Here is a 15,238-nt window from a genome sequence, read left to right as displayed (position 1 = left end):
GAACCGCCGTATACCGAACGGTACGTACGGTGGTGCGGGAGGTCGGCTACCCAATTAATGGGAGCCTCCTACCCGATTGGTTGCTTTTTCTATAGCTTTTATCAAATTGTATATTTATTTACTAATTTTATATTTATTTAAAATTATCCTTGACAACCAAAAAAATTTTTAATAAAATATAATTAGATAAAATTGACAGTTTATATAAACTTACTTACAATTAATATTTTACTTTTCATTTGGTCATACTTACATCAGGGTAGACAACTTACTTACCTACATTACTTCTTAGAAAATGCATAAATTAAAGGTCAAGCATGTAGTCAGCATAAAGAAATCGTTGTCAAATAATATAATGGTGGTGATGTTTTGAGCAGTTCATCTATTAATGTTTATTCAGAAATAGGTAGATTAAAAAAGGTTTTGTTGCATAGACCCGGAAGAGAGTTAGAGAATTTAATGCCCGAATATCTTGAAAGGTTACTTTTTGATGATATTCCTTACTTGAAAAAAGCACAGGAAGAGCATGACTTTTTTGCTGATATCTTCAGGTCAATGAATATAGAAACTGTATATTTAGAAGATTTAGTTGCAGATTCATTAGTAAATGAAGATATTAAGAATCAATTTATCGACGAATATATAGAAGAAGCAGATATTAAAGAAAGAAGAGAGTCAAGGATATTAAAAGAATTTTTCTTATCATTTAAAAGCAACAGAGAAATGGTCGTTAAAATGATGGAAGGTATACGAAAATCAGAAATTAATGATTACAGAGGACCGAGGTTAGCAGACTATTTAAGCAACCAATATCCTTTCATAATTGATCCCATGCCTAATTTATATTTTACCAGAGATCCCTTTGCAACAGTGGGAAAAGGTGTTACCATTCATAAAATGTTTACTGTAACAAGAAACAGAGAAACCTTGTTTGCAAAATATATTTTTAATTGTAATCTAAAATACAAAGAAACTAAATTGTATTATGACAGATGTGAAAAAGCTTCCCTTGAAGGTGGAGATATTTTAGTATTAAACAGTGAGGTTGTTGCGGTCGGCATATCTCAAAGAACTAATCCTAATGCCATAGAAAAATTTGCGAGTTTATTACTTACAGAAGATACTACATTTAAGAAAGTATTGGCTGTTGACATACCTAAGACGAGAGCATTTATGCACCTAGACACCGTATTTACTATGGTTGACTATGACAAATTCACAATTCATCCCAACATAAAATCAGATATGAATGTATATGTTCTTCAAAGAGACATTGAAGGAAAAATTAGTATAACAGAAGAAAAAGGCACCTTAGAAGATATTTTGAAAAAGGAGCTTCATTTGGATAACGTAAAATTAATTAAGTGCGGAGGCAACAGTGTTATAGATGCTGCAAGAGAACAATGGAATGATGGTTCAAATACATTGTGTATTGCTCCCGGAGAAGTCATTGTATATTCAAGGAACTACGTAACAAATGAAATTTTACAACAGGAAGGCATTAAAGTTCACACCATGCCAAGCTCTGAATTATCAAGAGGCAGAGGTGGTCCAAGGTGTATGAGCATGCCTTTAATAAGAGAAAATTTATAACTTTTTTTAAATGTTTATAATTTTTTATTGCGTGTTGAACAATTATGTGTTAACATAATTAATTATACAACAAAAGTAATATTTAAACAAGTTGCAATTATTTTATGTATTTTATATTTGATTTGGAGGTAATTATGGCAGTAAACTTAAAAGGAAAAAGTTTTTTAACATTAATGGATTTTACGACTGAAGAAATCCGATACTTATTAGACTTATCGCATGATTTAAAAGCAAAGAAACGTTCAGGAGATTCTAATTATTTGCTGAAGGGAAAAAACATTGTTCTGTTATTTGAAAAAACATCAACAAGAACAAGATGTGCTTTTGAAGTGGCTGCGCTGGATGAAGGAGCTCACGTAACGTTTCTGGATTCCTCAAGCTCTCAAATGGGTAAGAAAGAATCATTGGAAGATACCGCAAAGGTATTAGGAAGATTTTATGACGGCATTGAATACAGAGGATATAAACAAGAAGCAGTTGAACAACTGGCTAAATATTCAGGTATTCCTGTTTGGAACGGATTAACAGATGTGGATCATCCCACTCAAATACTGGCGGACTTGTTGACTATAGAAGAGCATATCTCGAAGCCGTTAAATAAGGTCAAGGTTGTATTTGCCGGAGATATCAGAAATAATATGTCATATGCGTGGATGTACGGATGCGCTAAGATGGGGATGCATTATGTGGCATATGGTCCTAAGGAGCTTAGCGATCAATTGGATAAGGAAGTACTGGACAGAGTATATAAGGTTGCAGCTTTTACAGGCGGAAGCATAGAAATATCCGACAATCCGGAATGCTTAAAGGGAGCGGATGTAATTTATACTGATATATGGGCATCAATGGGTGAAGAAGCTCAAATTCCTGAAAGAGTTAAAATGCTTACGCCATTCAAAGTTACTATGGAGTTATTAAAAGTAACAGAAAACGATGATGTAATATTTATGCATTGCCTGCCTTCATTTCATGATCTTGAAACAAAACTGGCTAAAGAACAAATGGAACTTGGCTATGATATAAGAGAAGTGACAGATGACGTATTCAGAAGCAGACATTCAGTTGTTTTTGATGAAGCGGAAAACCGCCTTCACACAATTAAAGCGGTAATAGTTGCAACAATAGCTTAAAGTCAAGACATTATTTTAGAGAGGAATATAATGGACAAAATAATTAAAGTAGTTATTGCATTAGGCGGAAATGCCTTAGAAGATAAAAGTATGCCGTCAACAGCTGAAGCTCAATTGGAGGTTGTAAAAAGAACTTGTGAGTATCTTGCAGAGATTAGCTGTACCGGCTATGAAATAGCCATAGTCCATGGAAACGGTCCGCAGGTCGGCAGATTATTATTAGCATCTGAAACTGCAAAAGACGTAACACCGGCAATGCCGTTTGATGTATGTGGAGCAATGACTCAAGGATATATAGGCTATCACATACAGCAAGGATTAAAACATTCATTGGCTAAGAGAAACAGGATACTTCCGGTTGTAACTATTGTGACACAGGTAGTTGTAAATAAAAATGATCAAGCTTTTAATAACCCTACAAAACCTATAGGAATGTTCTATACAGAAGAGGAAGCTAAAAGAATAACCGACGAAAAAGGTTATATTATGAAAGAAGATGCAGGCAGGGGATGGCGAAGAGTTGTACCGTCACCTATGCCTGAAAAGATAGTAGAAGTTGATACTATTAAAAGATTGTGGGACTCTACTATTGCTATTGCTTGCGGCGGCGGCGGCATACCTGTAGTTGAAAATGAAGATGGATCAGTTGAAGGAATTGCTGCAGTAATTGACAAGGACTTAGCGGCAGAAAAGCTTGCTGAGGACATTGGTGCAGATATACTGATGATTCTAACAGAGGTCGAAAAAGTGTCCATCAACTTTAAAAAACCAAATCAACAGGATTTATCTTTCATGACTGTAAAAGAAGCGGAAAAATACATGGAAGAAGGTCATTTTGCACCGGGCAGTATGCTTCCAAAGGTGATGGCTGCTGTTAAATTTGTAAAATCACACCCGGAAAGAAAATCTATAATAACATCATTGTATAAATCAAGGGATGCCTTAAATGGCTTGACCGGTACTGTAGTCCAAGATAATTAATGCTAATAAATGATATCTGATAAAAAATAAAACATTCTTAACCGAATGTTTTATTTTTTATCAGGTATTAAATTTCCTGTTCACTTACTTTCATATCATATGCAACAGCTGTATCTTCTACTTTATTCAGGCCCATGGATGAAGTTTTTCCGGTTTGCCGCATATTTCTTATAGCATTTGTCAGCATGAGCTTAATTCTGTTAATTTGGTTAACCTCGCTTATACCCGCATCGTAGTCAATCGGAACTATGTTTGACATCGGATATGCATCCTTTAACTTTTTAATCATGCCCTTGCCCGTAATATGGTTAGGCAAACAAGCAAACGGCTGCAAGCATAAAATGTTATTAACTCCGCTGTCTAACAGCTCAATCATTTCGGCTGTTAAAAACCATCCCTCTCCGGATTGATTTGCTAATGATAAGAACTTTTGAGCTTTATGAGCAAGTTCTAAAATATTTGAAGGTGATAAAAATCTCTTGGAATTTTTAAATGCATCAACACTGGGTTTTTTATATTTATCAATTATTTTTACTATTGTAGCACTGATAAATTTGTCTTTTTTGCTTCCGGTTAACATTTCATCATATTTTATAACACCATTAAGTGTAGTATATGAGAAAAAATCTAACAAATCCGGAACTACAACTTCTGCCCCCTCTTCTTCAAGCAATGAAAATACATCATTGTTTGCATTAGGATGGAATTTAACAAGTATTTCCCCCACTATACCAACCTTTGGCTTAACTATATCTTCATTTAACTCAATGTTATCAAAATCATTAACTATATTGTTTATCAGGTTTCTGAATTTTTTATATCCACCTGATTCAATAACATTATAGCTCGCTTGAACCCATTTTTCATACATTTCATCTACGGAACCTTTTATCTTTTCATAAGGCCTTGTTCTGTAGGTTGCACGCATCAGGGTATCTCCTATAACCATGGATATAGCTAATCTGTGTAAAAAGGATGCTGTTAATTTGAAGCCTGAATGTTTTTCAAGACCAACTAAGTTAAAGGATATAACAGGTATATGTCCATATCCCAAATCCTTTAATGCCTTTCTTATAAATCCGATATAATTGGTAGCACGGCAGCCTCCGCCGGTCTGAGAAATCATCAGGGAGACATTATTTAAATCGTATTTGCCTGATTCAAGTGCGTTTATAAGCTGGCCTATTACAATAATAGAAGGATAGCAGGCATCGTTATTTACAACTCTCAACCCGGCATCCACTGCCTTTTTATCCACTGCAGGTAATACCACCATTTTATATCCTGTAAAATTAGCCGCCGTTTCTATAAATTGAAAATGAATTGGAGACATTTGGGGAACTAAAATTGTGTGTTTCTTTTTCATTTCCTTTGTAAATTCAATTTTTTCAAAGGCGCCTGTTTTTTTTATATGAACAATTCCGGTTCGATCCCTTTCTTCTATGGAAGCAAGAAGTGAGCGTATACGTATCCTTATGGCTCCAAGGTTTGTTATTTCATCAATTTTAATTACAGTATATATTTTATTATTTTTTGTAAGTATTTCATTAACCTGGTCTGTAGTTACCGCATCAAGTCCGCAGCCAAAGGAATTAAGCTGGACAAGCTCAAGGTAATCAGTATTTGAAACATAGGTTGCAGCTGAATATAACCTTGTATGGTATGACCATTGGTCGATTACTCTTAAAGGTCTTTCAATTTGTGCTTTTTCCAATGAATCTTCTGATAACACTACAATTCCGTAGCCTTCTATCATTTCAGGTATACCATGATTAATTTCAGGGTCTACATGATATGGCCTGCCAGCCAGCACTATTCCCTTTTTATTGTTTTTCTTAATATATTCAATAGCCTTTAATCCTTCTTTTTTAACATCATCTTTATAATTTAACAATTCATCATATGCCCTATTTACTGCATTATTAATTTCTTCATATGATAAATCCTCAGATGCACCAATTTCTCTATATAGCTTCTGTATTAATCTTTCTTTGTCATTTAAATTAAGGAAAGGTTTGTAAAATTTAATATTACTTAAATCAATATTTGCTTCTATAGATTCAGGATAAGAAACAACGACCGGGCAATTATAGTGATTACCGGCATTTTCATCTTCCTTTATGTTGTATGAAATACAAGGATAGAATATTTTAGGGACCTTCTTGTTTAACAAATCTACTATGTGCCCGTGCGCTATTTTACCCGGATAACATACAGATTCTGAAGGTATTGTACCCATTCCAAGCTCGTATATTTTTTTGCTGGACATGCCTGAAAGAACGACTCTATATCCTAACTCGTTAAAAAATGTAAACCAGAAAGGATAATCCTCGTACATATTCAATACTCTCGGTATGCCGATTAAACCTCTTTTTGCTTCTTTTACAGAAAGCGGCTTATAGTCAAATACTCGTTTATATTTATATTTGTAAAGGTTAGGCAATGGTTCTTTCTTTTCTACATGGATATATTTTTCAGCACCGCGCTCGCACCTGTTTCCTGATACGAAGTATCTTCCGTCTGAAAACTTGTTGATGGTCAGCAGGCAATTATTGGTGCAGAGTCCGCAGCGTTCCATGGAAGTATCAAAAGAAAAATTATCAAGCTGATTAACACTGACAAATGTACTTTCCTTTTTTTCGTCATATTGATTTTGTGCTATTATGGCTGCTCCGAATGCCCCCATAATTCCGGCTATATCAGGTCTTACCACTTCTCTGCCGGTTATCAGTTCAAAAGCTCGTAATACAGAATTGTTGTAGAAAGTACCTCCCTGAACAACAATCTTTTCTCCCAATGAATCAAGAGATTTTAATCGTATTACTTTAAACAAAGCATTTTTTATTACGGAATAGGATATACCCGCAGAAATATCGCTTAATGTAGCTCCTTCTCTTTGCGCCTGTTTAACCTTTGAATTCATAAATACGGTACATCTGGTTCCTAAATCAACAGGATTTTTAGAAAAAATTGCTTCTTCTGCAAATTCCTGTACGGTCATTTCCAATGATTTAGCAAATGTTTCAATAAATGATCCGCAGCCGGAGGAGCAAGCTTCATTGAGCATAATGGAATCTATAACTCCATCCTTGATAATCATGCTCTTCATGTCCTGTCCGCCAATATCGATTATAAAATCAACACCTCTTAAGAAAAAGTCAGCTGCCTTGTAGTGTGCCACTGTTTCTATTTCACTGACATCAACGTTAAGTGCCGCCTTAATTAAGTGCTCTCCATAACCTGTTACGGCTGTATATGCAATTTTTATCCTATCATGCAATTGCGAATAGAGCAATTTTACTGCTCTTACGGCAGAATTCAAAGGATTTCCTTCATTGCTGAAATAATATGAATATAATAATTCACCCTTATCAGTAATCAAAGCAAGCTTGGTTGTTGTTGAGCCGGCATCGATTCCTAAGAAAGCAGGACCTTCATAGTCTTCAATGTTCTTTTTAATTGCATTATGTTGATTATGTCTTGAAAGAAATTTATTATATTCTTCTTCTGATTCAAATAATGGCTCTAAATCTTTTTTTCTATACTCAATATTTGAATGGTTAATTGTATTATTTATTCTGGTATAAAAGTCATTAAAACTTATTTCTTCATTTTCTTCTGACATCAGAGCAGCGCCTATAGCCACATAATAATTTGCATCTTCCGGACATGTAGAGTTTTTTTCATTAAGTTCTAATGTTTCTTTAAACCTCTCCCTAAACTCAGACAAGAAAAACAAAGGACCTCCTAAAAAGGCAACATTACCTTTTATAGGTCTACCCTGAGCAAGTCCACTTATTGTTTGATTTACAACTGCTTGAAATATAGAAGCTGCTATATCCTCTTGCCTTGCACCTTCGTTTAAAAGTGGCTGAATATCCGACTTTGCAAATACGCCGCAGCGTGATGCGATTGGATATATTGTTTTGTGCTTTTTAGATAATTCATTCAGCCCGGCAGCATCTGTCTTCATTAAAACAGCCATTTGATCTATAAAAGCTCCCGTACCTCCTGCGCAGGAACCATTCATACGCTGCTCCAGATTTCCCGACAAATAAGTTATTTTGGCGTCCTCGCCACCTAATTCAATAACAACATCTGTACCGGGAATATATTGTTCGATTGCTTTCGTTGACGCGGCAACCTCTTGGACAAACGTAATTCCTAAATATTTTGACACATCAATAGCACCGGACCCGGTGATGTTTATTTTTATCCGACTGTCCTTAAGTTTGTCATATGAATTTTTAATAATTTCTGCGACAGTATTTTTTATGTCTGAATAATGTCTCTCATATTGCTTATGCACTAAGTTTTTGAAATTATCTATTACCGCAATTTTTACTGTTGTAGAACCAATGTCAAGTCCCATCAGGTATTTTTTCATAATTCCTCCAAAGCTATTAAAGCTTTAAAAAAATTTTCGACCTCCCTTATGAAAAGTCGAATACACATCTCTCATTGAATATATAACAAGTATATTATGCAAGGAGCATTATTATTTAATAATTTAATATATTATACCACTTTTATACATAAAATCAACTTAAATAAATCTTAAGATGATAAAGTCAAACAGTTGAAAATTATCGTAATATAGTATATTTTGCATTAATAAAATATGTGCAATTATAAAATATATGACATTAAATTCAACAAAAGTTAATAGTTTATTATAAATAAATGTTTGTACAAAAAGCAGCAGATTTATAAATTAGGAGGAAGCGATGAAAAAAAATGTATTATTGATAGTCAGTGTATTATTGATTTTCGCGATGATGCTTACAGCTTGCGGTGGTTCCGGAACGCCCAAAGCCTCAGGTGACACAATCAAAATAGGTTGGATTGGTTCATTAACAGGTGACCAGGCAGTTTGGGGAACATGTGAAAGCAATACTGTAAAAATGTTGATTGAGGAAGTAAATGCGAAGGGAGGACTGCTGGGCAAGCAAGTTGAAGGTATTTATTATGACACAAAAGGAGATGCAGCTGAGGCTGTAAATGCCGTAAAAAGACTAATCACTCAGGATGATGTAGTTGCAATAATAGGACCGAATGCAAGCGGTCAGGCAATTTCAATTTCTGCAGTTCTTGAGCAATACAAAGTTCCTGATATTGCAACGGTTGCCACAAATCCAAAAGTTACTGTAGGTGATGATGGAAAGGTTAAACCATATAATTTCAGAGTTTGTTTCATTGATCCATATCAAGGCGCCGTTGCAGCAGGTTATGCATGTGACAAATTAGGATTAAAAAATGCTGCCATACTGTATGACGTTGCAAGTGACTATTCACAAGGATTTACAGAGTTCTTTGAAAAAACATTTATAGAAAAAGGCGGTAAAATAGTAGCAAAAGAGGGTTTCAAAGAAGGTGATGTTGATTTCAGACCTCAGCTCAGTAAAATTAAAGATGCAAAGCCGGATTTAATTTTGATGCCTTATTATTACAAGGAAGTTGCATTAAGCGCCAATCAGGCACGTGATCTTGGAATAAATGCAACACTTATAGGCGGTGACGGATGGCCGTCAGAGCAGCTGATGGAAATGGCTGCTAAATCAATTGAAGGCAGCTATGTCGTAAATCATTTAGACTTTAATGACCCTGAAGTTAAGCCGTTACAGGAAGCATACAGGGCAAAATACAACCTTCCGATGGAATTAAACGGATACATGGCACATGATGCATTCAAGCTGTTGGAAGCTGCCATCATTGATGCAAGCTCCGCAGATCCTGAGAAAATAACAGAATCATTGACAAAGGTTACTGTAGAAGGTGTAACCGGAACTATAAAATTAAGTGAAGAAGACCATAATCCTGTCGGAAAGCAAGCTGCAATAGTTAAAATTGAAAATGCTGACTATATATTCCAAGAAAAATACGGCTTGCAATAGTATTTTTCATCTTGGAGGTTTAGGTATAAACTGAGGGCGGGGTTACCCCCGCCTCAGGCTGCTGAAAAAGTCCACCTGCGTCGTTGCCGTTCAGTCGGTCAATCCTCATGTATGTCTAATACGCTGCGGTTGCCCGTCTTCCGGCGCCTTGCAGGATGAACTTTTTCAACAGCCTACCATCTTGATGACTTTGTCATCAATCTGGGGCGGGGTTACCCCCGCCTTTAGTTGAATAAACCACCTGCAATAGGAGGAACAAATGAGTGAACTATTTTTACAACAGATTATAAACGGATTATCCATAGGAAGTGTTTATGCTTTGATGGCGGTAGGATATTCTCTCGTGTACAGCATAATGAATTTTTCAAACTTCGCTCATGGCGGAGTAATAATGATAGGAGCTTATATAGGGTATTTTAGTTTAACTTTTCTAAAAGTACCGTTTTTTATAGCGTTTGTATTATCTGCATTTGGTTCAGGTATTCTTGCTGTAGTAATGGAAAAAATCGTATACAGGCCTTTAAGAAAAAGGAATGCTCCTTTTCTTTATTTCATTATATCTGCCATGGGAGCTTCAATATTTTTAGAGAATGTGGTTATTGCTTCACCCATAGGACCGACATTCAGATCGTATCCGACAGTTTTTTCATCTGAACCAATTATGCTTGGAAGTGTTGCATTGGGCAGGATTGATTTATTGATGTTTGTGATATCTGCAATAAGCTTAATGGTATTGGTGTATATTATTGAGAAAACAAAGATAGGACTATCAATAAGAGCTACATCGTACAGCATAAAAGGAAGTACATTGATGGGAGTAAATGTAGATAAGGTTATTTTTATTATCTTTGTATTAGGTGGACTATTGGCGGGTCTTGCAGGTATGCTTTTTGGAATGAGGTATACGGTTTATCCGCAGATAGGAAATATAACCACAAAATCATTTATAGCGGCAGTTTTTGGTGGCTTGGGAAGCTTGCCGGGAGCAGTTATAGGTTCTGTTCTCTTAGGACTTATAGAGACCATGGTATCCGGATATTTGTCATCACAATACAGAGATTTAATTGCTTTTGCACTTTTAATATTAGTTCTTGTAGTAAAACCTACGGGATTGATGGGTAAGACAACAGAAGATAAGGCATAGGAGGTTATCATGAGTTGGGATTATGTATCAGGAATATTAATATTGTCAGGCATAAACTTAATGACCGTTCTTGGATTGTCTTTGCTGACTGGATTTACCGGTTTATTTTCATTTGGACATGCAGGCTTTATGGCAATAGGAGCATACATGGCTTCTTCAATGACAATGAAGTACGGAATACCTTTTTTTATTGCGTTGTTAATTGGTGGCGTATCAGCTATGCTCGTCAGCTTGGTTATCGGTAAGCTAACATTGAATTTAAAAGGAGATTATTTCTGTATTGCAACTTTAGGTTTTGGTGAGGCAACGAGATTAATATTGGATAATGTTCAGTATTTCGGGGGAGCAAGAGGTCTTTCAAGCATTCCTACACAAGGTACGACAACATTATTCAATGTTATTATTATAAATATTGTTGCGGTGTTTGTCTTGGTATCAATCATCAGATCAAGACATGGAAGAAACATGGTAGCAATCAGAGAAGAGGAACTTGCCGCGCAAACCATTGGAATAGATGTATTTAAATATAAAATGATGGCCCTTGCCATAAGTGCATTGTATGCAGGAATATCAGGTGGACTGCTGGCACATTATTTAGGGTACATTCAGCCTATTATGTTTAAAATGGTGAAGTCAACAGAGCTTACAATTATAGTAATATTCGGTGGATTAGGCAGCGTATCGGGAAGTGTAATCGGTACGATACTCCTTACATTCCTGCCGGAAATTCTAAGAAGCTTCTACAATTGGAGATTAGTAATCTACGGTGCGGCAGTTATATTGATTATGATTACAAGACCACAGGGTTTAATGGGAGGCAAGGAATTCAGCATAAAATCTATTATAAAATCAGCTAAAAAATTTATAAATTTTGTCAGACAAAGAATAGGAAATAAGAAAGAGGAGGTAAAATCATGAATGTGCTTTCTCTTAATAACGTAACAAAAAGATTTGGAGGTCTTACCGCTGTTGATAATGTGAGCTTTCATATTGAACAAGGGGAAATTTTCGGGTTGATTGGTCCTAACGGTGCGGGGAAAACAACCATTTTCAATTTAATTACGGCCATATATTCAATAACTGAGGGAGAAATATATTTCAATGATAAGAAACTTCAAAGGAAAAAACCTTATGAAATAGCAAATATGGGAGTAACAAGAACATTTCAAAATATAAGACTGTTTAAAAAGCTTACCGCATATGAAAATGTGTTGACGGCATGCCATAAATCCGCTGATTATAATATATTCAGTTCAATAATGAGAATAGGAAAATTTAAGCTTCAGGAAAGATATTTGAAAAATAAAACGGACGGGTTGTTAAAATTGATGGGTTTATGGGATTATAAGGATATAGTAGCTTCAAATTTACCGTACGGGCTTCAAAGAAAGCTTGAAATAGCAAGAGCTCTTGCACTAGATCCTAAATTGCTGCTCCTTGATGAGCCAGCTGCAGGCATGAATCCCGAAGAAACCATACAGCTTATGGAATTAATAAAGGAAATAAGAAATAAATTCGATTTAACTGTATTAATTATAGAGCATCATATGGATTTAATAATGGGTGTATGCGATAGAATTTTTGTACTTAATTTTGGTATTCCTCTTGCCCTTGGAACACCAAAGGAAATTCAGGAAAACAAAAAAGTTATTGAAGCCTATTTAGGGAAAGAGGAGAAGACTTATGCTGAAGATTAATAATTTGAGTGTATTTTACGGAGGTATTCATGCTTTAAAGGGAGTATCCCTGAATGTTGAACAAGGGCAGATAGTTTCCATAATCGGTTCAAACGGAGCAGGCAAATCCACGTTGATAAATTCTATAAGCGGTATAGTTAAATATAAGGAAGGCGAAATATTTTACAAGGGAGAAAAGCTTTCAAAACAAGCACATAAAATAGTAAAGTCCGGTATATGTCAGGTTCCTGAAGGAAGAATAATATTTGCCAATCTGACTGTTATGGAGAATCTTAGAATGGGTTCTTTTCTTAGAAGTGATACAAATGGAATAGACAAGGATTTAAACAGAATATTTGATCTTTTCCCTATATTAAAGGAAAGAGAAAAGCAAGTAGCGGGAACACTTTCGGGCGGAGAGCAGCAAATGCTTGCAATGGGAAGAGGTCTGATGTCCAATCCCGATTTAATATTGCTTGATGAGCCGTCTCTTGGTCTTGCTCCTTTATTAATAAACACAATATTTGATATAATTATTGAAATAAATAATATGGGCAAGACGATATTATTGGTTGAACAAAATGCTTTTAAGGCACTATCCATAGCCGACTATGCCTATGTACTTGAGCAAGGTATCATAACTATGGAGGGTAATGCCAATGAGCTTATAAAAAATGAAAAGATAAAGGAAGCTTATCTGGGAAAGAAAAACGTTGATTTTATTTCCGTATGAAGTTATTATATAGTTAAAATTGAAAGGACGGTGGCTGAAATGAAACTTACTTATTTAGGACACTCGGCTGTAATAATTGAAGAGGGAAAATTTAAGGGTATTATAGACCCGTTTATATCAGGAAATCCACTTGCAAATATTAATTTGGATGAATTATCGGATGTTACTCATATTTTTGTAACACACGGACATGGCGATCATATAGGAGATACTGTTGACATAGCTAAGCGAAGTGGAGCTTTAGTTATAGCAAATGCTGAGATCTCCGCATATCTTAGTAAATTTAATATAAAAATACATGCAATGCATATCGGAGGACGAACGAAATTTGATTTTGGTATTGTAAAAATGACCAACGCATTGCACGGTTCAGGTATATCTGACAACGGCAATATGATATACGGCGGTAACCCCGGCGGATTTATAATACATATAAGCGGTAATAAGGTATATCATGCAGGAGATACAGGACTTACACTTGACATGAAATTATTAGAAGATGAAAACATAGATGTAGCTTTCTTGCCTATAGGCGGGAATTATACCATGGATATTAACGATGCAGTTAAAGCAGTAGATTTCATTAAGCCGAAAACGGTTATTCCGTTCCATTATAATACATTTGATTTAATTAAAGCAAATCCGGAAGAATTTAAAAACAAAGTAAAATTATCCAATGTGGAAATATTAAATATAAATGAAAGTGTTTTCATTTAGAAATTATTGATACATGTGTTGAATTGAAAAATTCCTTATGATATAATACATATATCATACCATCGCCTCGGCAATGCAAGCGAGCTTGCGCTGTACTCGGCTCAGATATGATATAATGAATGCGACTAATGATACAAAGATAAAATCAGAAACTCAGGACTAAATAATGGGAGGTTTTATGCTTTAATGTTTGCCTTATTTTTAATTTTAAACGACATATCCAAATTAGATAATATACATGAGGTTTTTTACCAGGAGGAAATAGGCGCTACCACAATTGACAGTCAAGGTATGGGTAAGGTTCTTTTAGACCACAATATCAACATACCCATGCTTGATAATGTAAAAAAGCTTATTGACGGCAGAAAACCATACAGCAAAATGATAATAAGCATTATTAAAGAGAGAGAAAGACTTGATGATGTAGTAGGAAAAGTCAGGGAAGAATTGGATTATTTTAATGAACCGGGTGTTGGATTTATGTTTGTTATACCGGTGTTAGAAGTGTATGGATCAAATGCAGATGATTTGAAATAGCAATAAGTGAAAATCGAGTAGGGTATGATTACATTTGTAATCATACCCTTTTAAAAAAGGAGACATATCATTAATTCTGAAACAACACTTCTTTATCTGCCTCAAGAAAATCTCTGTTATCAATATTAACAACCTTATCATTATCTGTAAAATTCATATATTCTGTAATATCAATTCTTTCCTCTCCCATATAAGCTCTTATGACGGTGCTGAAAATAGAAATACAGCCAATATCAACAAAGAACCTATAATTGTATTTTCAATAAAAGCATTTATTATTTTATCATACATATTATTTTCCCACCTTATCCTCGATTATTTTCTTAATTTCGATTAATTCTTCCTCGGATATGGAATTACTGTTACATAAAGATAAAACAAATTTTTTTATTGAATTATCATTTAATCTTTCCAAAAATGATTTATTAATTACCGACAAATATTCATCCTCGGATATTAGGAAATTATAATATCTGTTTTTCCCTTGTTTTTCTGTACTAAGAAACCCTCTCTTTACAAGCCGAGACAAAATAGTCTGAAGAGCTGAAAGATTCCAGATTCTTTTATTGTCTAAAATCTCCTTGATTTTCACCGTAGCTATGGGTGTTTCGTTATTCCATATTACTTTCATTACCTCAATCTCTGCATCTGGCAATCGGTCAATTTTCTTATTCATAATTCCTCCTGTGATTTATTATCTTTGTCCATAACATACAATTGTATTATAACGATATAATACAATTGTATGTTATGGATGTCAAGCTTTTTTCAAGTTTATTTTAATATTTTACGCAAGGTTCTTATTGACAATGATTATCTATAGGAATATAATA

Annotated in this window: 12 protein-coding genes; 10 read left to right on the top strand and 2 right to left on the bottom strand. The window is 34.8% G+C overall.

The genetic code is table 11. From position 1 onward, the window contains the following. Positions 1-369: 369 nt before the first annotated feature. From arcA to arcC, 3 genes are all read left to right on the top strand, one after another. Positions 370-1,593: an arginine deiminase gene (gene arcA, locus HZF24_RS17195; protein WP_179239606.1), complete on the top strand. Its 1,224-nt coding sequence runs from the start codon at positions 370-372 to the stop codon at positions 1,591-1,593. A gap of 134 nt (positions 1,594-1,727) precedes the next feature. After that, entirely contained in the window at positions 1,728-2,723 is a 996-nt protein-coding gene (gene argF, locus HZF24_RS17190; protein ID WP_179239605.1) for an ornithine carbamoyltransferase, read from the top strand. 30 nt (positions 2,724-2,753) lie between these two features. After that, positions 2,754-3,704 (top strand): carbamate kinase, encoded by a 951-nt coding sequence (arcC, locus tag HZF24_RS17185; RefSeq protein ID WP_179239604.1) that lies wholly within the window; start codon positions 2,754-2,756, stop codon positions 3,702-3,704. A 67-nt stretch (positions 3,705-3,771) separates the two neighbouring features. Here arcC and HZF24_RS17180 read toward each other — a convergent pair whose 3' ends face one another. Further along, a complete protein-coding gene (locus tag HZF24_RS17180; protein WP_179239603.1) occupies positions 3,772-8,091 on the bottom strand; it encodes a 2-hydroxyacyl-CoA dehydratase in 4,320 nt (1,439 codons plus the stop codon). Positions 8,092-8,431: 340 nt separating this feature from the next. On the opposite strand from HZF24_RS17180, the gene HZF24_RS17175 reads away from it, so the two are divergent. The 7 genes from HZF24_RS17175 (at position 8,432) to HZF24_RS17145 (ending at position 14,405) form a co-directional block, all read left to right on the top strand. Then, entirely contained in the window at positions 8,432-9,598 is a 1,167-nt protein-coding gene (locus HZF24_RS17175; protein WP_179239602.1) for an ABC transporter substrate-binding protein, read from the top strand. A gap of 259 nt (positions 9,599-9,857) precedes the next feature. After that, a complete protein-coding gene (locus HZF24_RS17170; protein ID WP_179239601.1) occupies positions 9,858-10,742 on the top strand; it encodes a branched-chain amino acid ABC transporter permease in 885 nt (294 codons plus the stop codon). A gap of 9 nt (positions 10,743-10,751) precedes the next feature. Further along, on the top strand, positions 10,752-11,660 hold the full coding sequence (locus tag HZF24_RS17165; protein WP_179239600.1) for a branched-chain amino acid ABC transporter permease: 909 nt from the start codon (positions 10,752-10,754) through the stop codon (positions 11,658-11,660). Next, on the top strand, positions 11,657-12,439 hold the full coding sequence (locus tag HZF24_RS17160; protein WP_179239599.1) for an ABC transporter ATP-binding protein: 783 nt from the start codon (positions 11,657-11,659) through the stop codon (positions 12,437-12,439). The genes HZF24_RS17165 and HZF24_RS17160 overlap by 4 nt, the downstream gene beginning before the upstream one ends. Beyond that, complete coding sequence (locus HZF24_RS17155; protein WP_179239598.1) at positions 12,426-13,151, top strand: ABC transporter ATP-binding protein; 726 nt, start codon at positions 12,426-12,428, stop codon at positions 13,149-13,151. The genes HZF24_RS17160 and HZF24_RS17155 overlap by 14 nt, the downstream gene beginning before the upstream one ends. A gap of 39 nt (positions 13,152-13,190) precedes the next feature. Next, positions 13,191-13,868: a metal-dependent hydrolase gene (locus HZF24_RS17150; protein ID WP_179239597.1), complete on the top strand. Its 678-nt coding sequence runs from the start codon at positions 13,191-13,193 to the stop codon at positions 13,866-13,868. 186 nt (positions 13,869-14,054) lie between these two features. Further along, entirely contained in the window at positions 14,055-14,405 is a 351-nt protein-coding gene (locus HZF24_RS17145) for a hypothetical protein (RefSeq protein ID WP_179239596.1), read from the top strand. Positions 14,406-14,697: 292 nt separating this feature from the next. Here the strand turns inward: HZF24_RS17145 and HZF24_RS17140 are convergent, their stop codons facing one another. Beyond that, positions 14,698-15,081: a BlaI/MecI/CopY family transcriptional regulator gene (locus tag HZF24_RS17140; protein WP_179239595.1), complete on the bottom strand. Its 384-nt coding sequence runs from the start codon at positions 15,079-15,081 to the stop codon at positions 14,698-14,700. Positions 15,082-15,238: the final 157 nt, after the last annotated feature.

The organism is Sedimentibacter hydroxybenzoicus DSM 7310, assembly GCF_013403245.1.
Lineage (GTDB): Bacteria > Bacillota > Clostridia > Tissierellales > Sedimentibacteraceae > Sedimentibacter > Sedimentibacter hydroxybenzoicus.
This window is presented reverse-complemented; position numbering and strand designations above follow the sequence as displayed.

Bases quoted from the DNA above. Each gene is read 5' to 3' on its own strand.
- HZF24_RS17150 (WP_179239597.1), top strand. From the start codon at position 13,191: ATGAAACTTACTTATTTAGGACACTCGGCTGTAATAATTGAAGAGGGA.
- argF (WP_179239605.1), top strand. From the start codon at position 1,728: ATGGCAGTAAACTTAAAAGGAAAAAGTTTTTTAACATTAATGGATTTT.
- HZF24_RS17155 (WP_179239598.1), top strand. From the start codon at position 12,426: ATGCTGAAGATTAATAATTTGAGTGTATTTTACGGAGGTATTCATGCT.
- HZF24_RS17165 (WP_179239600.1), top strand. From the start codon at position 10,752: ATGAGTTGGGATTATGTATCAGGAATATTAATATTGTCAGGCATAAAC.
- arcC (WP_179239604.1), top strand. From the start codon at position 2,754: ATGGACAAAATAATTAAAGTAGTTATTGCATTAGGCGGAAATGCCTTA.
- HZF24_RS17140 (WP_179239595.1), bottom strand. From the start codon at position 15,081: ATGAATAAGAAAATTGACCGATTGCCAGATGCAGAGATTGAGGTAATG.
- HZF24_RS17160 (WP_179239599.1), top strand. From the start codon at position 11,657: ATGAATGTGCTTTCTCTTAATAACGTAACAAAAAGATTTGGAGGTCTT.
- HZF24_RS17145 (WP_179239596.1), top strand. From the start codon at position 14,055: ATGTTTGCCTTATTTTTAATTTTAAACGACATATCCAAATTAGATAAT.
- HZF24_RS17180 (WP_179239603.1), bottom strand. From the start codon at position 8,091: ATGAAAAAATACCTGATGGGACTTGACATTGGTTCTACAACAGTAAAA.
- HZF24_RS17175 (WP_179239602.1), top strand. From the start codon at position 8,432: ATGAAAAAAAATGTATTATTGATAGTCAGTGTATTATTGATTTTCGCG.
- HZF24_RS17170 (WP_179239601.1), top strand. From the start codon at position 9,858: ATGAGTGAACTATTTTTACAACAGATTATAAACGGATTATCCATAGGA.